We start from the raw sequence: 19,038 nt of genomic DNA on the forward strand, positions 1-19,038 counted from the left end.
GGGTTACCCATGTGAGAGTAAGTCATCGCCAGCTCATTATTCGAAACACCCCCAACTAAATCGTTGGGGGTGTTTTTTTATGCATAAAAAATATTTTAAATAAGGCTAAAGCTTATTTAGAAACAGGCTTGAAAGAAAATATAGGGGGCAATTGATTGAAGATCAGTAAATATTTTTATATACTTATTAAGTACTTATAAAAATAAAGACAATAATATGATATTTGCAATTTTCCTGATTTTCTTATTTATCGTATATCACGTAGTAAAAATAACGGCTGAAAAATTAGGTGCATTGAGAGCAAATTTTTTAAGCATTTTTTTCTTTATTTTTGAATTCTGCAATTACAGGTTATAAAAGAAAACGATAGATAATCAATTCATATTGTTCATATTCTCTATTTTGCTGGCATCAATTGTTTTTAAATATGTGCTTAGTATTGATACATTTAAAAATAGTGCTCTCGTTGCCATAATAAGCCAAATAATAATTATTGTTTTTTTGACAATATTGATTGGCATGGGAGCTGTTGCATTAAAGCACTAATGTGTAAGCAACAGCTACTCTCAATAACAAACTAAATAATTAGCTAACCCTTAATCATTATTTAATTGTCTTCTCGCATGTTTCAAAGCCGTTCTCAGGCCTTCTTCTATTGTTGGGTGGTAATACGGCTTATCGAGTAAGTCATCCACTGTAAGTGATTCATCAATCATCCATGCAAGTATGTGTGCGAGATGTTCTGCTTCATGACAAAACAATTCAGCTCCTAATACTTTGCGGGAATCCTTATCTATATAAATCTCAACTGCACCTTGGTTTTTAGCATTAACGATTGCTCGCCCTTGCTTGGCATAGTCAATAACACCTGTAATAAAGCTAACTTTATGTTCTTCAAGTTGCAGACTATTTTGCCCAACTGATGCCATTTCTGGTGAGCTGAAGACAATGCCCAACGGTGTTAATGTTTTAATATTAGAAACTTGCTTGTTACTTAATATATTTTGAACAACTAATTTTCCTTCGTGCGCAGCCTCATGTTGGATTGGAGTATTGGTAAAAGCATCACCTACAATATAGATTGGATAGTTAGAAAGTTGTTTTGTATTGGGATTGACTGGTATTTTTTTAGGATCACTAAAAATGCTGCTAATTTTCTCAAGATGCAATGTATTTAGGCGTGATTGACGACCAGTAGCAGATAGCACGTAATCAACCGTTATAAGCTGTTTTGTATCATTCTGTTGATATATTATTTCAATACCGTGTTCGGTCCGAGTGTAGTCACTAGGCAAAATTTCGAAGTTTAGATTTAATTCTTTGAGCAATTCATTTTGAGCTACTTGTTGTAGATTTTTGCTCACCAATGTGCCAATTTTACGGCTACGTGCAAAGATTTTAGTTTTGACACCTAGACGATGCATCGCTTGAGCCAGCTCTAAGGCAATAACGCCACTGCCGATTACGGCTATACTTTGTGGGAGTTGCTTTAATTCGAAGATTTGATCAGTCGTGATTAAACGATCCCCAAGTCGTTGTTTTAATTTTGCATCTATGTTTGGCGTGCTTCCAACGGCTAAAATAAAATTTTTGGCTTGATATTCTTGATGATTGACTTGAATAGTATTGGCATTAATAAATTCGGCGCGACCTGACATTTTGTGTTCTGAAGGCCAAGATTCAACATCTTTTAGAGTTGCACGAGTAAAACGGTCTCGAAGTTGTTGTACATGTTGCATCACTTGCGAAGTATCAATTTTTACTGTGGCACTTAAACCTAATCCTTCCAGATTTTGTATTTCATGCACCCGATTTGCAGATGCAATGAGAACTTTACTTGGCATACAGCCAACGCGCGCGCAGGTCGTATCCCAAGGACCATCATTAATAATTAATAAGTTATCGGTATATTTTATGGCTTCTTTATAGGCAGAAATGCCTGCAGTGCCTGCACCTATAATAATTAGATCATACATGGATAGGCCTTTCCTATTTTGAGAGTGTAGCGACATTTTAAATGTGTATTTGACTTTAATTTAAGTGATATATCTGCATAACTAGTATGAAATACTAAGCTAAGTTTAAAAAGTTCAATAGTTTATTTTATTAATTTTGATAGAATAAGTCTTATAAATAATTTAATACTCAGAATTTTTGGCGATTTAAAGTTATAAAAAAAACAGCGCTTCGGCGCTGTTTTTTATGAATAATAATTAAATAGAGCTTCCAACACTTACCCCAACAGTGGGTCTAATCTGCATAGAATTACAGCCCGATAGTAAAAGTGCAGTGATGATTGCCAGCATCCATATTTTATTCATTCAAGAGTCCTTGTGCTTTTGCTTGATTAAAGAGTGCCGTTGAACGTGTCCCACTACGGCATACTAATAAAATCGGTTTAGTCAGCTCATTATAATACTTAGCAAATTCTTGAATATCTGTTTGAGAAATTTTACCGCTATCTACAGGTTGGTAAATCACGCTGACATGTGCTTTTTCAGCAACTTCACGTAATTGACTTACACTTACCAGATTGCCATTTTCTTGGTCTGGACGATTCACTATTACAGATTTAAAGCCTTGTTTGAGCAAGGCAGAAAATTTATCTAAGTTCATTTGTCCAGCAACACTGACTTGGGGTGTCAGGGCTGTGCTTTGTGGCAATTCTGCAAATGCTGGGCTAAGCATGCTCAAGCATAAACAAAGTAAACTTGCATAAATCGACTTAATCATCAAGCAAGTCCATTTGTTTTGCTAGTTGAAATAGGTTGTTTGAGCGATTGCCTGTACGGCAGAACATGAGGACAGGTTTTGGCAATTGGTTAAAATGATTGGCAAATGCACGTACATCAAGCTCAGTGATTTGACCAGCGACTACAGGTTGATAAACATAGTCTAAGCCTGCACCACTTGCAACTTCTTCAATTTGTGCACTTGTTGGTTGCTCTGGACCACCTTCCATATCTGGACGGTTATTAATAATCGATTTAAATCCTTTTTCAACAATTTGCGTTACATGTTCAGGACTAATTTGACCTGCAAAACCAACATTTTCGCTCATAGTGTCACTCCAAAATTTTAAAAATAGAAATATGCTTTATGATAGCATTAAGCGAGAATATGAGCGTGGCGTATTAAAATTTTTATAAAGAATAACAGTTCAATTTTTGCATGGAGTGTGTATGCACGCTTATACCGTTGAACCGCTGTATGTGAAAAGCGGACAGGAAGTGATTGCAGCAGATTTTTATCGGCCTAAAACAGATGTTCCACCGGGTGTCATTATCATGGCACATGGTTTTGCGTGTTTAAGACAATTTAAATTAGTACAGTTTGCTAAGCGTTTTGCACAGGCAGGCTATGCGGTGGTTTTGTTTGATTACCGCTATTGGGGGGGGAGTACGGGTCGACCTCGAGAGCTAGTGAGCATTCAAGAGCAGTTAAGCGATTGGCGTACAATGTTGATGCATGTGTCGCAACGTAAATCGATTAACTCTCGTAAAATTGTCTTGTGGGGCATTTCATTGAGTGCGGGTTATGCACTTGAATTAGCTTCGGAAAATAAAAATATTCAAGCGGTCATTGCACAAAATCCATTTGTTGATGGTGCAGAAAGTGCTAAAAATTTTCCCTTAAACTTATTGCCAAAAGCACTCAAAATCTCCAGTCAAGATTATATGGGTGCGAAGGTGGGATTATCGCCAAGGACTTTGGCGGTAACAGATCCATCTGGATTATGTTTTGTGCAAACCAAAGATGCATACGCAGGATATCAATCGATTATTCACCCTGATTATTATTGGAGTGGGCAGGTGCCTGCACGAGCATTTTTTAATCTGATGCGTTATCGGCCCATTCAAAATTTACGCAAAATTGCTGTTCCTGTACTGTATATCGCCTCGAAGAATGATAGTCTGATTCCAATTGAGTCTAGCCGTGAAGCAGCCACGAATATTGCACCTTATGTTGATTATTATGAATGGGATATGGCTCATTTTGATATTTATCATGGCGCATGGTTTGAAAAAGCAGTGGCAAAGCAGTTAGATTTTTTAAATCAGCATGTAGGAGTAAGTTAATGATTATTGTGTGCCCGCATTGTTTGGCAAAAAATCGTGTGCCCGAGGAAAAATTGGCAGAACAACCTGCATGTGGCCAATGCCATGAAGCCTTGGTACCACTGGCACCTATTGAGCTGAATGAACAGAATTTTAGTCAGTTCATTAGTCATAGCGACTTACCGATTTTCATTGATTTATGGGCAGAGTGGTGTGGGCCATGTAAGATGATGGCACCGCATTTTGCTCAAGTTGCAAAGCAATATCCGCATGTAATTTTTGCCAAAATTAATACCGAAGAAAACCCACGTTTAAGCAGTGCTTTTAATGTACGGAGCATTCCAACCTTAGTTTTGATGAATAAAACCAACGAACTTGCTAGAATAAGTGGAGCGCTGCGTTCAAGTGAATTGCAGCAGTGGCTCGATCAACAATTGACTGCCCATTCATAATGGGGCTTGGAGTTAAAGTGTCAGAAACTCATGTAAAACCGGAAGGTACGCTCTCACTACAAACAATTGCAATGCCAGCAGATACCAACTGGAGCGGTGATGTGTTTGGTGGTTGGATCGTGTCACAAATGGACTTGGCAGGTGCGATTCACGCAGAGCGTTTTAGTAAAGGTCGCTGTGCAACAATTTCCATTAACCAGATGACATTTTTAGTACCGGTAAAAGTGGGTGATGTTATCAGTTGCTATACCAAAATTTTGAAAGTGGGAAATACTTCAATTCAAATGCAAATCGAGGTTTGGGACAGCCATGACAGCTCACGTGATCCGATTCGTGTGACGGAAGGGGTCTATACTTTTGTTGCTGTGGATGTCAAAGGTGCAAAACGCCAAATTCCTGCAGAAGCAAAACAGTTATTTGAAGCATCACAAACGAAAGCAGAATAAGACGCTAAAAGCAGTTTGAGTGTTTAAAAAACCCAGCATATATGCTGGGTTTTTTATTTTGTTGAAGCTTAAAACATCGTGTTTTGATTGGCACTTTCAGCTGGAACATCTTGCTTAACATCCCAATGTTCGACAATTTTTCCATTTTCAACTCTAAAAATATCAACGACAGCAACACCTCTATCTTGTGGATTTTGCTGTGAATGCACATGTAAATAGACAAGGTCACCTTCGGCAGCAACACGTTTAATTACGCTTTTTGCGAGAGGATTTTCTTTGAAATATTGGGTGAAGTAGTTTACAAACGGCGCTTTACCATTGGGTACATGAGGGTTGTGTTGAATATATTCAGTTCCAATATATTGATCTGAGTAAGCTTTTACCTGATGCTTTTGAAAGACACCATTATAAAAATCGGTCACCAGTTTCTTGTTGCGTTCGGCTTGCTGAGCTTGTGCAGTAATAACGGTAGTTGGTGTCTGAGTTGGCGTTTTGTCTGCAGGTGCTTTTGCTTGTGCGGTTACAGCAATGCTAGTGAAAAGTAGCGCGCTGGTGATTAAAAAGGGTTTCATTTAATTTTGCTCTCGTTATAAATATAACTCCATCATGAGCAAGGAAGTGCTATAGAAATAGCACCCTTTGGTAAAGATTTAGTCTTAATTCGGTAAGTAATAGACTTACTTAAAAGTAAGTTTTATTTACAATTATTTCTTTTTCAGGTAGGACTTTTCTACCCATGCCCAAAGCATTTCGCATTGAATGGGTGCTTCGCCAGATTCATCGGTGACGGTGACTTGAACTAAGGTTTCGCCACGGTCTGTGGTGCGCATGAGCTGTTGTTGTTGTTCAGTCAAAATAGCGGTTGCTTGCATTGCGCCTTTACTAGGACGTTGGAAATCAACTTTAAATGATTTAATGAGTACAATGGCGCTGTCCGGTACATTCATTGCAGTCACGAAGCCAGTTGCAGTCTCTGCGATGAGTGCCATAGCACAAGCATGTAGCTGACCAATATGGTTTTGCATCGCTTTGTGATTTGCGATGCTGACCGTAACGCGGGAAGGGCTGACTTCTAAATAACGAATTTTGGCAGAACCGACCATTGGGACGATTTTGCCAAATGCTTTGGACCATAGCGCAGTGCGAATGCTTTGTGGAAATTTCGATGTTGAACTGACCAGCTTAGATAAACGATTGCCTTGCGCCATGATTCCTCTGCTTGGCAGGTGTCCTGCCTTAATCTTTAAAGTTATTGAACTGTAAAGGCACACCGAACTGCTGTTCTTTCAAGAACGCCATCACTTGTTGCAAGGTATCGCGTTTTTTATCAGTTACACGGATTTTATCGCCCTGAATAGAAGATTGCACTTTCACGCCACTTTCTTTAATGGCTTTATTAATTTTTTTTGCGGTATCAGAGTCAAGGCCATCTTTGAGTTTGATCACTTGAATCACGTTTTTGCCAGAAGCGGTCATTTTTTGTGGGTCAAGTGCTTGAATATCGACTTTACGTTTAAAGAAATGGTTTTCTAGCATGGTATAGACTTGTTCACATTGGAAGTCGCTTTCAGTGCTGATTTTAATTTCTTTGTTTTTTTCGTTCAGTTCGATTGAAACGTCCTGACCGCGGAAGTCAAAACGTGTCGCAATTTCTTTTTGCGTGTTTTGAACTGCATGATTTACTTCAAAAACTTCTAATTCTGAAACAATATCGAAAGAAGGCATAGTTTAGACCTTTACAAAGGGAAAGAATATCTGAGATGCTAGGGATGTTTTCTTCATTTGCCAAGTGTTGTTTACATCAAAGGAGTGCGCAATGATCCGTAAACAAGAAATTACAACATTTGAGTTCCCAGAAAATGCGATTATCTGGGATGTCCGTGACGCAAGTGCATTTACTGAGGCACACCTAAAAGGTGCTGTGAATCAGCCAATCACTGATTTGTCTGCAGATAGTTTGACTCAGGTGTCAACGGATCAGCCAATCTACATTTTATGTGGTGGTGGTAGTAAAGCACCTCGAGCTGCTGAGCTTTTAGAGGGTTTAGACAGTGGTCGTGAATATGTTGTATTAATGGGAGGCACTCGTGCCGCTCGAGCAGCAGGTTTACCACTGATTGAAGGCGCTTAATCCGCCTCAGAAAAAAGCGCCGAAGGGCGCTTTTTTTATGTCTATAAATTGGAGCGATGACGCTTCATTCAATCGGTTTTATGGTTTGATCAGGCTTAAAGTATGCTTTTTTAGCTTTGACTTTCTTTTTAAAACGTTGTGCACTGAGTTTTTGCAATAAACTCATAGGAATAGGGCAAGGTTCAGACAAGACTTGCGCTACCAAGACTTCACTACACAGTGGAGCATATAAGAAACCTTTAGAACCCAATCCAGCAAAGGTATAAAGTTCTGTCTCTGCTTTCACTGACCCAAGGACAGGGAAATAATCCAAGCTTTGTGCACGAACGGATGCGCGACCTTGCCATGTTTCTACAGCTGGGAGTTGCTCGGCGTAGTGAGGAAAGACACTGTGGATAAGATTGTAGTTATGCACATGATCTACTAATAGCACTTCGCTATCTTCTCTATTTGGATAAAACGATGCACCGAGAATAAATTGCGTTGCATCGAGTTGCATACAATAACCGCCATAGCTATACGCATGTTGCGTACTCAACGCAGAGTCTGGTTGACTGAGCCAGCTGACTTGGCCACGTATTGGTTTTAGCTGTGGATAGTCCTCAATCAGTTGCATACTTTGACGAGCCGCACAGACCACTACGTGATCAAACTGCCCAACAGACTGTGTATGACTGAATAATTCAACACCCGTACTTAAGTGCTCAATCTGTGTAATCTGTGCTTGCTGAAATTGAATTAGAGGCGATGCTAAGATCTGATCACGTAGCTGATGCGGTGAAACGGCACCTGCTTCATTTAAGCACAGACTGGAAAATTCACTTTGTAATGATGGTGACTCTGCTTGTGCCGTAGATGCTTGATCCTCGGTTAATAGCCCTGTTGGGTACTGGTCGATCAAGCCTAATAATTCTTCGGGCTTTTTGAGTGCAATTTGATGGATGTCTAGCGCACGAAAAGCCTTAAATTTTGGATAATGGCGCATGGCGTGTTGCCAGGTGAGCGTCATCAGATGCTCCGCACTTTGCTCGATTGGACAGAGCTTGGGATTTAAGAGCGCAAGGGGATTACCAGAACCTCCTGCTAAGGGCTCTGCTTGATCGAATAGCGTAACTGAATGGCCACGCTGTGCGAGTGCCCAAGCACAGCTTAATCCTGCAATTCCAGCGCCTACAATCGCAATATGACGCTGCTTATGCTGCTGTGGCTGTGTGATCGGTTGTGTGGGTGGCTCGGCACAAATAATGAGGTCATCTGTAGAGGGAAGGTCTTTATCTTCCTCTAGCCAAATGGCTTTGAGCATTTCACGTTTATGCCGAAATCCGCGTGGGCGACTAATACGAATACCGTGTTGTTTGAGGCCACGTTTTAATACGCCTGCTACACTAAATGACGAGAAAGTTGTGCCATAGCCTGAAAGGCGAACAATATGACTTAAAACGTGCTCCTCCCACATATCTGGGTTGCATGCTGGAGCAAAGCCATCTAGAAACCAGGCATGAATTTGACTGGTTTTTGCCATCACAGGAAAAACATCATGCGCATCGCCTAACCACAAATCTAGGATAAAGCGTTCATCTGGAAAAGACAGTCGATGACAGCCTGCGATGGGCAATGGATATTGCTCAAGTAGTTGCTCAGAGAGGGGCTGTAATTCTGGCCAAGCATTCAAAGCGCGGATCAAGTCTGGCTTAGACAACGGAAATTTTTCGACAGAGACCACATGCAAGCGACTGTGGTTTTGCGGGCGAACCTTTTGCCATAATTGCCACAAGGCCAAAATATTTAAGCCCGTACCAAAACCTGTTTCACCGACATGAAAAGATTCAAAGTCTTGCAACTGTGCCAACCGTTCAGGGAGGTCATTGCCATTTAAAAACACATGTCGTGTTTCGAGCAGGCCATTATCTCGGGAGAAATAGGCATCGCCAAATTGTTTAGAAATTGGAACATCAATTCCATCGATCATACGCCAATCAAGATCAGCCGTTTGAATTGCTTGAGACAAAGCAGGAGAGCCTTTTACAGATACAGATAAAAACTTAAATTACCACTGGCGACGACGTTTGGTATGAATATAACTCGCCATTAAGAAGCCAAGCAGTACGCCTACTGCAATGGTCACAGCGCCGTATAAAAACATTTGTGCACTGCGCTCACTTTGTAGAACTTGCACTTGTACACCTAAACTATCATTTTTCAATTGTAGCTCTTGGTTTTGTGCTAAAGCGTCAAGGTTTGCTTTTTCAAGTTGCTGTAAACGTGAGTGTTGATCTTTGACCAGCGCCTTAATTTTAGCATCTTGTGAAACTTTATTTTTGATCTGTTGCTCAGCAGTCAGCGGTGCATTTTCGGCAGCCATCATTGCATTGGGCTGGGAGGCCACACGCATAGTTGTAGGTTTATTGGCTGGCAAAGTTTGAGGTACAGTGGCAGGGAGTACAGCAGCTGTTGCTGTGACTGGCTCTGTAGGCGTAGGGGCAGGTTCAACTGCCCAGCTTACGGAACTAAAAAGAAAACAGCCTATGATGCAGGTAAAAACGGCACGCATGAACTTATCCTTTAGGGAAGGCTTTATTGAACGGTTTAACGTCAATATGACTATATACGCCTTCCTTTAGGAATGGTTCATCTTGGAGCCATGCATCGAGAGCTTCACGCGTTTCAAAATCGACAATAATCGTACTACCATAAAAGCCCGCTTGAGGATTGCTTGGGTCTTTCGGCATTGCACCTGCAACAATCAAACGGCCTTCAGTATCTAATTGCTCTAAGCGCGCAAGATGTTGTGGGCGAACCGCTAGGCGTTTTTCGACTGTACCTTCACGATCTGTACAGCTAACGACAAATAATGGCATGTGATTTCTCGATTTTTAAACTAGAAGTATTATTCAGAGGTCTTAAAGTATTTTCGCAATACAATAAACTGAATAATGATAAAGGAAAACATCACGATCATGTCGCCAAATGCAGTGAATTCACCCCAATATTTTCCGCCCATAAATAAATAAGCAAAGAAAATATGTAAGCAAGACATCACCACAAACATACAGGCCCATGCAAAGTTCAGTTTTTTCCATCCTGATGCGCTCAGTTCGAGTACAGGCCCAAACAAACGTTCGATCAGTGGCTTGCGGTCTTTGCTAAACCAAGGCGACAGTAAGAACGCCCCTGCAAAGACTAAATTCAACAATACCGCTTTTAAACGAATATAGAAATCGTCACTCAGTACCAAAGTAATGCCACCAAAAATGACGGTCATAAACAAAACAATCCATTGTTGCTTGTCTAAGCGGAACTTTTGAATAAAAAATAATGCGCCGTAAACCACCAGCATTGAAAGCATTAAACCTGTAGTTGCAACTAAAATATTATTATTATCAATGCCTCCAGCAGAACCGAAGAGTTGTAATAATGGATGCTGAGTATCTTTTGGATCTACAGTTTTATATAAATAAAAGAAAATAATGAGTGGCACAAAGTCTAAAAGTGCTTTCATGTTAGAGTATCTGGTATCTGATCAAATAAATGACATAGTATAAGTGATGCTAGGCGTAGATTTACATACACACAGTAATATTTCTGATGGAACTTTGTCTCCAGAGCAACTGGTGCAAGCGGCGCATGAAATTGGCATTCATACCCTAGCGCTGACAGATCACGATACCATGGATGGCTTAAATTTAGCTGAAAAAGTGGCGCAAGAGTTCGGCATGCGACTGATTTCTGGGGTGGAAATTTCCAGCCAATGGTCACGCCCGGCCACTAAAAAAAGCTATGGTGTACACGTCGTTGCACTCAATATGCAAAATCCTGCGCCTTTACTTGAATTACTCGAACAACAAAAGCACATACGCGCCGTACGTGCCAAACAAATTTGTGACTTACTGATCCCGTTAATTGGTGAAGATATTTATACAGATGTTATTGCCAAAGTGGACAATGTGCCTGATCGTGTGACGCGAACACACATTGCTAAAACCTTAGTAGAAAAAGGCTATGTCAGCCGTGCACAGCAAGCATTTGACAAATATATTAAAGAAGGCAAAAAAGCCTATGTAAAATTTGATGGTTTAGGTTTAGAAGAAACTATTCAAGTCATACATGCCAGTGGTGGTTTTGCTGTATTGGCACATCCAACCCGCTATGATTTGTCTGCAACCAATATTCGCTACTTAATCGAAATTTTTGCGAAATTTGGTGGTGATGCTGTTGAGCTCCCACCTGCAGTAGATCCATTGGGCACACGTCAAATGGTCGATCGAATGATTGCTGAATTTGGTTTAAAAGTCTCTGTCGGAAGTGATTATCATGGGAGCAATATGCCATGGATTAAGCTTGGCAATATTCCACGTGTTAATGACGGGCAAAGAGGCATTTGGGAAAGTTTCGTTTAATGAGCAATACACGCTTTTTTCCCTCTCCATTTTGAAGAGGGATGGCTGGTAAAAATTAAAGCAAGTTGTTGTCGTGGGCTTGAATGGGTGGCGGTGTTGGTTTACCCAAGGTACCTAGCAATTCAATTTCAATGGTACGCACCATTGAATCTAGGGGTAAATCGTTACTTTGTGTACCAAAAGGTTCTTCTATTTCAGAACTTAAGGCATCTAAACCTAAAAATGTATACGCCAAAATACCCACCAAAAGAGGGGTCACTAGCCCTAAGGTTGAGCCCAAGCTAAAAGGCAACATAAAACAAAAGAAATAGACCGTACGGTTAAGTAATACTGAATAGGCAAATGGCAAGGGGGTCGTCGCAATGCGATCACAGCCTGTTTGTACCGTACTGAGCTCCATAATATGATCGTTCATTTGTGCATAGATGATGTCGGAAATTTCACCTTCTTTTAGGGCTTGCATGAGTTCCCATTGCATAAGACTGAGCGTGTACTGTGGCGCATTGACTTGTTGATACAATTGTTTAATGGCTTGGGCGCTCATGCCACTGGTTTCGATGAGTTCCGTAGGGTTGGCTGTATCGTGACGTAAGCGATCGCGTAGAACATTGGCAAAGACAATCACATGTTGAATCACACGTTCACGGCGACCCTGACTGAGCATACGACAGTCACGGTCAAAGTGGCGTGCATTGGCAATTAAAATGCCCCATAAACGCCGTGCTTCCCACCAGCGGTCATAGCAGGCAGAGTTTTTAAAGCCCAAAAAAATAGACAGTACAACCCCAATTAAGGTAAAGCCGACCAAGGGTAATTCTGGGAAGTGAAAAATATTAAAATATGACAGACCACCAATAACGGTTGAGAGCAACATGACCACACCCAATGGCGGTAAAACTTTAGGTAAAATAGTTCCTCGCCATGAGAACAACAGCTTAAATACACTGGTTTGGTCACGAACAATCATATGATTAGAATCTTCATAAATTTGCTCTGATCTTCATCTTTGCTCATACCTTTGTCAATATATGAAAACGACAGTTTTTAATGATTGATGAGCCCGTGTTCAGCAAAAGAATAATTTCCCTCCTGCGCAATAATGCAGTGGTCAATTAACTGGATTTCGAGGAGTTGGCAAGCTTGATCAATTTGTGCGGTGAGCACGCGATCAGCTTCAGATGGAGATGGCATGCCAAAGGGATGATTGTGTGCAATCACGATCGCGCTTGCATGTTGTGAAATGGCATAGCGTAACAATTGATTGATCGAAATTTCACAGGAATTAACAGCGCCAAAAAACAATTTTTTAAAGTTTATTTTTCTTAAATGTGCATCGAGACACAGTACTGCAAAAACTTCTTGAGTCTCGGATAAAAATTCAAAACGTAAAAAATCAATCAACTGCGTAGAGTGATTTAAAGCCAGTGCACTCTGATTCATTTGCTGGCCAATGTAGCGTTTGCCAAGTTCTTTGACCGCCATGAGCTGTGCATATTTGGTTGCGCCGATGCCATGAAATTGACTGAGATCACTTAAAGAAGCATTGAGGATAGGGCCTAGGCTTCCAAAGTGTTGAATTAATAACCTTGCCAATTCTACGGCGGAATGTTGTTGTGAGCCTGAGCGTAAAAAAATCGCAAGTAGTTCAGCATCGGATAAGCTTTGTGCACCTTGTTGGAGTAAGCGTTCACGAGGCCGTTCTTGACTGGGCCAATGTTTAATTGAGAAATTCATTTTTGTTAGACTTTTTTATTATGAGTTGTCGTTGTTTTTCCAAGTGCAATCTTGGGTCTGTCCATATTTAATGCTATTGTGAGCGCCACTGCAACAGATAGGAAGCCTGTTTGTGAGCTTCGACTTGAGTGTCATTCCAAATAAAAACATTGTTTTGGCTGTTACGGGTGGGATTGCTGCCTATAAAAGTGCGATTTTGGTTCGTCGTTTAAAAGACGCTGGATTTAATGTACGTGTGGTCATGACCGCCGGTGCACAAGCCTTTATTACGCCATTAACATTTCAGGCGCTTTCGGGTAATCCTGTGCATACAACATTGCTCGATCCAGAAGCAGAAGCAGGTATGGGGCACATTGAGCTTGCGCGTTGGGCGGACTTATTGCTGGTGGCTCCTGCCAGTTGTGATAGCTTGGCAAAATTTGCAGCGGGTTTGGCGGATGATTTACTTTCGACGCTTTACTTGGCGACGAAAGCGCCTGTCTGGGTTGCTCCAGCCATGAATCAACAAATGTGGGCTGCCAAAGCAACACAGCGCAATTTAAATACGCTCATTGAAGATGGCGTGCATGTGATTATGCCTGACGCAGGTTCACAAGCCTGTGGTGACGTAGGTTTGGGGCGTATGCCTGAGCCCGAAGATCTAGCTAATCAAGTGACTGAATACTTCCACCGTGCGCAACGTGCAATTGCGGAAAAATTTGGCTTGTTGGCTGGAAAACGTGTCACGATTACGGCAGGTCCAACCCGTGAAGCGATTGACCCTGTGCGCTATATTTCCAATCACAGTACTGGCAAAATGGGCTTTGCTTTGGCAGCGGCATGTTATGCTGCTGGTGCAAAAGTAACATTGTTGGCTGGGCCTGTGAGTCTGGACACCCCCAATGGTGTACGCCGTATTAATGTACAATCAGCAAGACAAATGCTCGATCACAGCATGCAACAGTTGGATCAAGGGTGTGATGTCTTTATTGCAACTGCAGCAGTGGCGGATTACCGTGTGGCAGAAGTGGCTGAGCATAAGATTAAGAAAGCAGGCGATGAGTTAAATGTTGCGCTGATTAAAAACCCAGATATTGTGGCGACGATTGCCCAGCAGGATAAACGTCCATTTATGGTGGGCTTTGCTGCTGAAACGCGCAATGTGGAAGAATATGCTGCCGGTAAATTGGTTGCCAAGAAGCTCGATATGATTGCTTGCAATGATGTATCCCGTCCAGATATTGGCTTTGCTTCTGATGAAAATGCCATGATTGTGTTTTTTGCAGAACAGTATCAAATGGAAAAGCGCGATTTAGAAAAAGCTTCCAAGCAAGAGATTGCACAGCAGTTGGTTGAGGCTATTCATGATGCATTACATCATGAAGCTGAAACAGATGAGTTGCTTTAAGCCTTCATTTCTTGACTCAACTTCGCATTACAAGCTGAAAGCTTGAATCAAAAAAGCCCTCAATGATTGAGGGCTTTTTTTAATTGGTTCGAGCTAAAGTAGAACTGACTTAAGCTTGGTGTTCACGCACATACTCTTCAGTACGCTTCATCGCATCTTGAATATTAAACAATGCTGTTTCAACATCTTTGAGTGTTTTTGCATTACCACCACTGAGTGCCTGACGCCATTTACGTGCGCCTGGTAAGTTTTGGAATAGGCCTAAAATATGACGAGTGATAATAGATAAAGGCGCGCCTTCAGCCATACGCTGCGAAATATATGGCATCATGCTGTGCATAATCTCAAAGCGGTCAGGTGCTTCCAAATTCCATAATTGGCCCATTTCTGCCAAAAGGTAGGGATTATGGTAGGCCTCACGTCCAATCATGACCCCATCAACATGCTTCAAATGTTCTTCGGTTTCGGCAAAGGTCTTAATACCACCATTAATTTCAATTAACAGATTCGGGCGCTCTTGTTTTAAGCGGTAGACATCTTCATAGCGTAAGGGTGGTACATCACGGTTTTCTTTGGGTGATAAGCCTTTGAGTAAAGCAATACGTGCATGCACAATAAAGTTATTACATCCAGTTTTGGCAACAGTGTCGACAAAGTGCAACATTTCTTCATACGACTGCATGTCATCAATACCAATACGATGCTTAACCGTCACTGGAATATCTACAGCATTTTGCATTTCTGCAATACATTCTGCTACTAAATCAGGCTCAGCCATGAGGCATGCACCAATTTTATTGTTTTGTACGCGATCGCTTGGGCAACCTACATTAAGGTTCACTTCGTCATAGCCCCAGTCTTGTGCCATTTTAGTACAAGTCGCTAGGTCTTTAGGATTCGAACCACCCAGCTGGAGCACAATCGGATGTTCTTCTTTGTTGAAGTCTAAATGACGGTTCGCGCCACCAAATAAAATCGCGCCAGTGGTCACCATCTCTGTATAGAGGATGACATTTGGATTAAATAAACGTGCAAAGAAACGATAATCTTTGGTGGTCCAATCCATCATCGGTGCAACACTGATTCGAGGATTCTGTGTGTTGCTTGGTTTTGATAAAATACTCATTGAAAATCAACCTATTGAATCAGTGTTGTGTTGAATTTATTTGCATCTATTTCATCTTTTTTTGCTCTTTTTAAAATTTGATTTACGCCATAAATACGCCATAATAAGTAAAAATATCATAAGGCGTAAAAATGGGTACAATCACGCAGCGTAAGTTAGTCAATGGATCAATACGCTATCGTGCTGAAATTCGAATCAATCGAAAAGATTTACCAATATATAAAGAAAGTAAAACATTTGGATCGAAGAAAGTTGCAGCAATTTGGTTAGCAAAAAGGGAAGCTGAAATAGAAGAAAATCCTGAAATTTTGTTTGGTCAAGAAGATGTAATAGATCTAACTCTTTCTAACGCTATTTCGAAATATTTGGCGGAAGTGGGAGCTGAGTATGGACGAACTAAAACATATTCACTCAAACTTATTCAGAAGTTTCCAATCGCGCGGCATGTTATCACAAAAATTAAATCGACTCATATTGCTGAACACGTGGCCCTACGCAAAAAGGGCATTGAAGATCTAGGACTTGACCCTGTTGCATCTAGTACACTCCAGCATGAGTTGTTACATATTAGAGGGGTGCTATCTCATGCAGCGGTGATGTGGGATATAGATATTGATCTAAATGCCTTTGACAAAGCGACAGCGCAATTACGAAAAACACGCCAAATTTCTTCAAGTCAGAAAAGAGATAGGCTCCCGACCAATGATGAGCTGATGGCACTTACAAAATATTTTGTACAAAAATGGCGTAATCCGAACTATAGCTATCCAATGCATTTAATTATCTGGTTTGCGATCTACTCATGTAGACGTGAAGCGGAAATCACTCGAATGAAATTAATAGATTTTGACAGGCATAACAACTCATGGAAAATACGTGATTTGAAAAACCCAACGGGCTCTAAAGGGAATCATAAGGAGTTTAATGTATTACCTCAGTGTAAAAAAATTATTGAGCTTTTATCGGAGCAGGAAGTTAGAGCTAGAATGTTGAAAAGAGGCTATGGCGATGAATATCTGATACCTCTTAGTCCAAAAACAATAGGTGGTGAATTTAGAAAAGCTTGTAAGTTGCTTGGAATAGATGATTTAAAATTCCATGATTTGAGACATGAAGGGTGTACCCGTTTAGCTGAGCAAGGTTTCACTATCCCCCAGATACAGCAAATTAGTTTGCACGATTCATGGGGGAGTTTGGAAAGGTATGTATCGGTTAAACGAAGAAAACAGACCCTTAATTTTGAGAATTCGTTAGAGCTGACTTCGTAAAAATTTCATACTCTTTAGCTTGTTCGTTGTAACGTTTGTCTAAAACAAAAGCTAAGTCAAAAATATCAACTAAGTATGGTGATTTTTGACTTTCATCTATCTTGTAGCAAATAAATGGAAATTCCTTTTTTCTCGCTTTTTCTAATATTTTTGCTTTACTTAGATGGGGGTAATACATGGCTGCCACTTGTTCAAGAGTGGGAGTCATGGTTTTAAATTGCATGAATAAATAGTCTGATAAATTCATTTTTACTGTACTCATTTGGGAACCTTTTAAAAGAATGTTAATTTTTCGAATTCTTAGTACATAGAGCTAAGGTCTAGGTAACTAAATCAACTGAAATAATTGTAAATAAGATGAAATGGGTAATAATTCTGAAATAAGGGGAACTTTTTTAAGAATACACATTTATGCCAAAACTTAACGATTTTCAAAACAGCACAGTCAGACTATTAGATTATTTATATTTTCATGATGTTGCAGCCATGCAGAGCTTCTCAACAGAGAAGTTAAGTATATATAGTAAGTTATTAGCTACTATTGATTCATTGGCTTATCGTAGGTCTGAGGGCATGTTGATAAGGGAGCATTACAAGCATTTGTTATTGATAGGAGTAGATTTTGAGTTAGCTTTTGGAAAGGGTGAATTAATTGAAAATGATATCTATTTTCAAATGCAAGAAAAATATCGTGCCTACCTAATTCAACAAATAGAGTCGGTGGGTTTTAAAATTGATCATTATAAGCAAGATTTAAATGAAATATTAATACAAAATCCAATTCAGTTAATTACTGGTGCTGCTGCTTTTAAAATTGTTAGTCAAGTTCTATATTTTGAGTACGATAATATAAGTATAGGGGTGCTTAGTAAATTTCTAGATTTTAATTTTTTAACACTAGCTAAATATCAAAAAAAGAATAAAGTCATCAATGAGAGTTTTTTAAATAAACTTTTCTATAGGGCGATGTTATTTCTAGAGTTTGAAGTTTTTAAAAATAACTTAATTGCAGAGTATTATTCCGAAGATCAGATTGTTAACTTAAATGATTTGGAAGATTATGAAAAAGTAGCAGCTGCCATTAAGGCTAGGGGTAAGGCCAAGTCATTAAAGGGGATTGAATATGATGGATTTTATAAGCTAAAGACTAAGAATGATCTGAAGAAGTTCCTAATAAATATTGAAGAGCGATTAGGACATAATCCCATTTTTTCAGATAGTTCGGCTAATTGGATTGCCTTAATCGGTGCATGGCATTTGATACTTAAGAAAGGTAATAATCTCGATAAACCATTGTTCAAAGAGTCCCCTCAATATGTTGTGGACTCGGATATCTCATGTGCCAAGCTCGCAAGAAAAAAATTAGCTGAATTTGGTTTCTCTGTGTCTGAAAAAACTATATTTGACTGCTATGATCGTGTCTATGAAATTTACAGGCTTATACGTATAACTATAGAGTGCTTGGTGGAAGAAAAAATGTATGGAATGAACGAAAGAGTTTTTATTCATGATTTTTACTATAATCCGAATTCTAATGCATTCTTCAAGAAGCAGTTACAAGCAGCTAAGGCTAAACTTTAAAATATTAGAGCATGCTTATTTATACAGGTTGAATGAACAAACACTGTTTGAGAGCGCTATTCAGTCCAGTTGTGAACGAATTAAATTTGTTTAATCCCGATCCCATTGAACGGCAACTTGCTCATGTGTCACAGAACAGAATTCGCTCGGCATATAACCGAGCGCAATATTAACCAAGGGGGTCAGTTTTTAAATGCCGTTAGGGGGTCATTTTTACACTACCGAGGCTTTGTTGTATAAATATGTAAGTATCTGATTTAAATAAATTTAACTTTGGATCAAAAAATAATCAAAACTTTTTAAATCATATAGTTATGAAATCTTTGTGCAACAAAGCCGTTTAAAAGTGCTTTAAGCAAAGTGAATATGAGCTTAAATCAATAAAATTTTATTAAGATACCTATTTTCATTAGGTCTGCACGCACAAACCCAATCTTAGTTATATAATGGACTAGATT

The 19,038-nt window shown here is 39.9% G+C and carries 22 protein-coding genes and 1 pseudogene; 9 read left to right on the plus strand and 14 right to left on the minus strand.

Features of this window, described 5'->3' with window-relative positions; all coding sequences use genetic code 11:
* Nucleotides 1-596: 596 nt before the first annotated feature.
* The 3 genes from DYI81_RS07275 to DYI81_RS07285 all read right to left on the minus strand — a co-directional run bounded on the left by DYI81_RS07275 (nt 597) and on the right by DYI81_RS07285 (nt 3,061).
* Complete coding sequence (locus tag DYI81_RS07275; protein WP_117007166.1) at nt 597-1,976, minus strand: dihydrolipoyl dehydrogenase; 1,380 nt, start codon at nt 1,974-1,976, stop codon at nt 597-599.
* Between the two features lie 337 nt (nt 1,977-2,313).
* Entirely contained in the window at nt 2,314-2,733 is a 420-nt protein-coding gene (locus tag DYI81_RS07280; protein ID WP_117007167.1) for a sulfur transferase domain-containing protein, read from the minus strand.
* Nucleotides 2,726-3,061: a TIGR01244 family sulfur transferase gene (locus DYI81_RS07285; protein ID WP_117007168.1), complete on the minus strand. Its 336-nt coding sequence runs from the start codon at nt 3,059-3,061 to the stop codon at nt 2,726-2,728. The genes DYI81_RS07280 and DYI81_RS07285 overlap by 8 nt, the downstream gene beginning before the upstream one ends.
* Before the next feature lie 121 nt (nt 3,062-3,182).
* Here DYI81_RS07285 and DYI81_RS07290 point away from each other — a divergent pair, with 121 nt between their 5' ends.
* Genes DYI81_RS07290 through DYI81_RS07300 form a run of 3 tightly spaced genes read left to right on the plus strand, consistent with a single transcriptional unit; the run spans nt 3,183 to nt 4,956 of the window.
* Nucleotides 3,183-4,079, plus strand: a complete 897-nt coding sequence (locus DYI81_RS07290) for an alpha/beta fold hydrolase (RefSeq protein WP_117007169.1) — start codon at nt 3,183-3,185, stop codon at nt 4,077-4,079.
* The gene (trxC, locus tag DYI81_RS07295; protein ID WP_106984564.1) at nt 4,079-4,510 is read left to right on the plus strand and encodes a thioredoxin TrxC; all 432 of its coding nucleotides are present in this window, start codon (nt 4,079-4,081) and stop codon (nt 4,508-4,510) included. The genes DYI81_RS07290 and trxC overlap by 1 nt, the downstream gene beginning before the upstream one ends.
* Before the next feature lie 17 nt (nt 4,511-4,527).
* Nucleotides 4,528-4,956 carry an acyl-CoA thioesterase gene (locus DYI81_RS07300; RefSeq protein ID WP_106984646.1) on the plus strand — a complete coding sequence of 143 codons (429 nt, stop codon included), beginning with the start codon at nt 4,528-4,530 and terminating at the stop codon, nt 4,954-4,956.
* A gap of 68 nt (nt 4,957-5,024) precedes the next feature.
* Here the strand turns inward: DYI81_RS07300 and DYI81_RS07305 are convergent, their stop codons facing one another.
* The 3 genes from DYI81_RS07305 to DYI81_RS07315 all read right to left on the minus strand — a co-directional run bounded on the left by DYI81_RS07305 (nt 5,025) and on the right by DYI81_RS07315 (nt 6,681).
* Entirely contained in the window at nt 5,025-5,528 is a 504-nt protein-coding gene (locus DYI81_RS07305) for a nuclear transport factor 2 family protein (protein ID WP_117007170.1), read from the minus strand.
* Between the two features lie 132 nt (nt 5,529-5,660).
* A complete protein-coding gene (locus DYI81_RS07310) occupies nt 5,661-6,164 on the minus strand; it encodes a DUF4442 domain-containing protein (protein ID WP_106984566.1) in 504 nt (167 codons plus the stop codon).
* 28 nt (nt 6,165-6,192) lie between these two features.
* On the minus strand, nt 6,193-6,681 hold the full coding sequence (locus DYI81_RS07315; RefSeq protein WP_106984567.1) for a YajQ family cyclic di-GMP-binding protein: 489 nt from the start codon (nt 6,679-6,681) through the stop codon (nt 6,193-6,195).
* A gap of 91 nt (nt 6,682-6,772) precedes the next feature.
* Here DYI81_RS07315 and DYI81_RS07320 point away from each other — a divergent pair, with 91 nt between their 5' ends.
* A complete protein-coding gene (locus tag DYI81_RS07320; RefSeq protein WP_106984568.1) occupies nt 6,773-7,087 on the plus strand; it encodes a rhodanese-like domain-containing protein in 315 nt (104 codons plus the stop codon).
* Between the two features lie 64 nt (nt 7,088-7,151).
* Here the strand turns inward: DYI81_RS07320 and mnmC are convergent, their stop codons facing one another.
* The 4 genes from mnmC to DYI81_RS07340 are packed head-to-tail and all read right to left on the minus strand — an operon-like array spanning nt 7,152 to nt 10,586.
* A complete protein-coding gene (gene mnmC / locus DYI81_RS07325) occupies nt 7,152-9,095 on the minus strand; it encodes an FAD-dependent 5-carboxymethylaminomethyl-2-thiouridine(34) oxidoreductase MnmC (protein ID WP_106984569.1) in 1,944 nt (647 codons plus the stop codon).
* 39 nt (nt 9,096-9,134) lie between these two features.
* The gene (locus tag DYI81_RS07330; protein WP_117007171.1) at nt 9,135-9,638 is read right to left on the minus strand and encodes a hypothetical protein; all 504 of its coding nucleotides are present in this window, start codon (nt 9,636-9,638) and stop codon (nt 9,135-9,137) included.
* A gap of 4 nt (nt 9,639-9,642) precedes the next feature.
* Entirely contained in the window at nt 9,643-9,945 is a 303-nt protein-coding gene (locus DYI81_RS07335) for a YciI family protein (RefSeq protein WP_106984571.1), read from the minus strand.
* A gap of 29 nt (nt 9,946-9,974) precedes the next feature.
* Nucleotides 9,975-10,586, minus strand: coding sequence for a septation protein IspZ (locus tag DYI81_RS07340; RefSeq protein WP_106984572.1), 612 nt, complete (start codon nt 10,584-10,586; stop codon nt 9,975-9,977).
* A 46-nt stretch (nt 10,587-10,632) separates the two neighbouring features.
* Here DYI81_RS07340 and DYI81_RS07345 point away from each other — a divergent pair, with 46 nt between their 5' ends.
* On the plus strand, nt 10,633-11,484 hold the full coding sequence (locus DYI81_RS07345) for a PHP domain-containing protein (RefSeq protein WP_106984573.1): 852 nt from the start codon (nt 10,633-10,635) through the stop codon (nt 11,482-11,484).
* A 55-nt stretch (nt 11,485-11,539) separates the two neighbouring features.
* On the opposite strand, the gene DYI81_RS07350 is transcribed toward DYI81_RS07345, so the two are convergent.
* Nucleotides 11,540-12,451: a bestrophin family protein gene (locus tag DYI81_RS07350; protein WP_106984574.1), complete on the minus strand. Its 912-nt coding sequence runs from the start codon at nt 12,449-12,451 to the stop codon at nt 11,540-11,542.
* Nucleotides 12,452-12,528: 77 nt separating this feature from the next.
* On the minus strand, nt 12,529-13,218 hold the full coding sequence (gene radC, locus DYI81_RS07355) for a DNA repair protein RadC (RefSeq protein WP_117007172.1): 690 nt from the start codon (nt 13,216-13,218) through the stop codon (nt 12,529-12,531).
* A 112-nt stretch (nt 13,219-13,330) separates the two neighbouring features.
* Here radC and coaBC point away from each other — a divergent pair, with 112 nt between their 5' ends.
* The gene (gene coaBC / locus DYI81_RS07360; RefSeq protein WP_117007173.1) at nt 13,331-14,605 is read left to right on the plus strand and encodes a bifunctional phosphopantothenoylcysteine decarboxylase/phosphopantothenate--cysteine ligase CoaBC; all 1,275 of its coding nucleotides are present in this window, start codon (nt 13,331-13,333) and stop codon (nt 14,603-14,605) included.
* A gap of 109 nt (nt 14,606-14,714) precedes the next feature.
* Here coaBC and dusA read toward each other — a convergent pair whose 3' ends face one another.
* Nucleotides 14,715-15,731, minus strand: coding sequence for a tRNA dihydrouridine(20/20a) synthase DusA (gene dusA / locus DYI81_RS07365; protein WP_106984577.1), 1,017 nt, complete (start codon nt 15,729-15,731; stop codon nt 14,715-14,717).
* A gap of 131 nt (nt 15,732-15,862) precedes the next feature.
* On the opposite strand from dusA, the gene DYI81_RS07370 reads away from it, so the two are divergent.
* Nucleotides 15,863-16,999 (plus strand): tyrosine-type recombinase/integrase, encoded by a 1,137-nt coding sequence (locus tag DYI81_RS07370; protein WP_010115612.1) that lies wholly within the window; start codon nt 15,863-15,865, stop codon nt 16,997-16,999.
* On the opposite strand, the gene DYI81_RS07375 is transcribed toward DYI81_RS07370, so the two are convergent.
* Nucleotides 16,965-17,261: a pyocin activator PrtN family protein gene (locus DYI81_RS07375; protein ID WP_029574588.1), complete on the minus strand. Its 297-nt coding sequence runs from the start codon at nt 17,259-17,261 to the stop codon at nt 16,965-16,967. The two genes, DYI81_RS07370 and DYI81_RS07375, sit on opposite strands and share 35 nt — an antisense overlap.
* Before the next feature lie 149 nt (nt 17,262-17,410).
* Here DYI81_RS07375 and DYI81_RS07380 point away from each other — a divergent pair, with 149 nt between their 5' ends.
* Nucleotides 17,411-18,580: a hypothetical protein gene (locus DYI81_RS07380; protein ID WP_228198708.1), complete on the plus strand. Its 1,170-nt coding sequence runs from the start codon at nt 17,411-17,413 to the stop codon at nt 18,578-18,580.
* Between the two features lie 50 nt (nt 18,581-18,630).
* A pseudogene (locus tag DYI81_RS18090) lies at nt 18,631-18,753 on the plus strand (integrase); the annotation flags it as partial.
* Nucleotides 18,754-19,038 lie beyond the last annotated feature (285 nt).

The organism is Acinetobacter sp. SWAC5 (assembly GCF_003419885.1).
GTDB lineage: Bacteria > Pseudomonadota > Gammaproteobacteria > Pseudomonadales > Moraxellaceae > Acinetobacter > Acinetobacter cumulans.

Coding starts and splice junctions, on each gene's coding strand:
- trxC (WP_106984564.1), top strand. CDS start 4,079: ATGATTATTGTGTGCCCGCATTGTTTGGCAAAAAATCGTGTGCCCGAG.
- radC (WP_117007172.1), bottom strand. CDS start 13,218: ATGAATTTCTCAATTAAACATTGGCCCAGTCAAGAACGGCCTCGTGAA.
- dusA (WP_106984577.1), bottom strand. CDS start 15,731: ATGAGTATTTTATCAAAACCAAGCAACACACAGAATCCTCGAATCAGT.
- DYI81_RS07340 (WP_106984572.1), bottom strand. CDS start 10,586: ATGAAAGCACTTTTAGACTTTGTGCCACTCATTATTTTCTTTTATTTA.
- DYI81_RS07335 (WP_106984571.1), bottom strand. CDS start 9,945: ATGCCATTATTTGTCGTTAGCTGTACAGATCGTGAAGGTACAGTCGAA.
- DYI81_RS07275 (WP_117007166.1), bottom strand. CDS start 1,976: ATGTATGATCTAATTATTATAGGTGCAGGCACTGCAGGCATTTCTGCC.
- DYI81_RS07380 (WP_228198708.1), top strand. CDS start 17,411: ATGCCAAAACTTAACGATTTTCAAAACAGCACAGTCAGACTATTAGAT.
- DYI81_RS07350 (WP_106984574.1), bottom strand. CDS start 12,451: ATGATTGTTCGTGACCAAACCAGTGTATTTAAGCTGTTGTTCTCATGG.
- DYI81_RS07315 (WP_106984567.1), bottom strand. CDS start 6,681: ATGCCTTCTTTCGATATTGTTTCAGAATTAGAAGTTTTTGAAGTAAAT.
- DYI81_RS07305 (WP_117007170.1), bottom strand. CDS start 5,528: ATGAAACCCTTTTTAATCACCAGCGCGCTACTTTTCACTAGCATTGCT.
- DYI81_RS07290 (WP_117007169.1), top strand. CDS start 3,183: ATGCACGCTTATACCGTTGAACCGCTGTATGTGAAAAGCGGACAGGAA.
- DYI81_RS07285 (WP_117007168.1), bottom strand. CDS start 3,061: ATGAGCGAAAATGTTGGTTTTGCAGGTCAAATTAGTCCTGAACATGTA.
- DYI81_RS07345 (WP_106984573.1), top strand. CDS start 10,633: ATGCTAGGCGTAGATTTACATACACACAGTAATATTTCTGATGGAACT.
- DYI81_RS07370 (WP_010115612.1), top strand. CDS start 15,863: ATGGGTACAATCACGCAGCGTAAGTTAGTCAATGGATCAATACGCTAT.
- DYI81_RS07280 (WP_117007167.1), bottom strand. CDS start 2,733: ATGATTAAGTCGATTTATGCAAGTTTACTTTGTTTATGCTTGAGCATG.
- DYI81_RS07310 (WP_106984566.1), bottom strand. CDS start 6,164: ATGGCGCAAGGCAATCGTTTATCTAAGCTGGTCAGTTCAACATCGAAA.
- DYI81_RS07320 (WP_106984568.1), top strand. CDS start 6,773: ATGATCCGTAAACAAGAAATTACAACATTTGAGTTCCCAGAAAATGCG.
- DYI81_RS07375 (WP_029574588.1), bottom strand. CDS start 17,261: ATGAGTACAGTAAAAATGAATTTATCAGACTATTTATTCATGCAATTT.
- DYI81_RS07330 (WP_117007171.1), bottom strand. CDS start 9,638: ATGCGTGCCGTTTTTACCTGCATCATAGGCTGTTTTCTTTTTAGTTCC.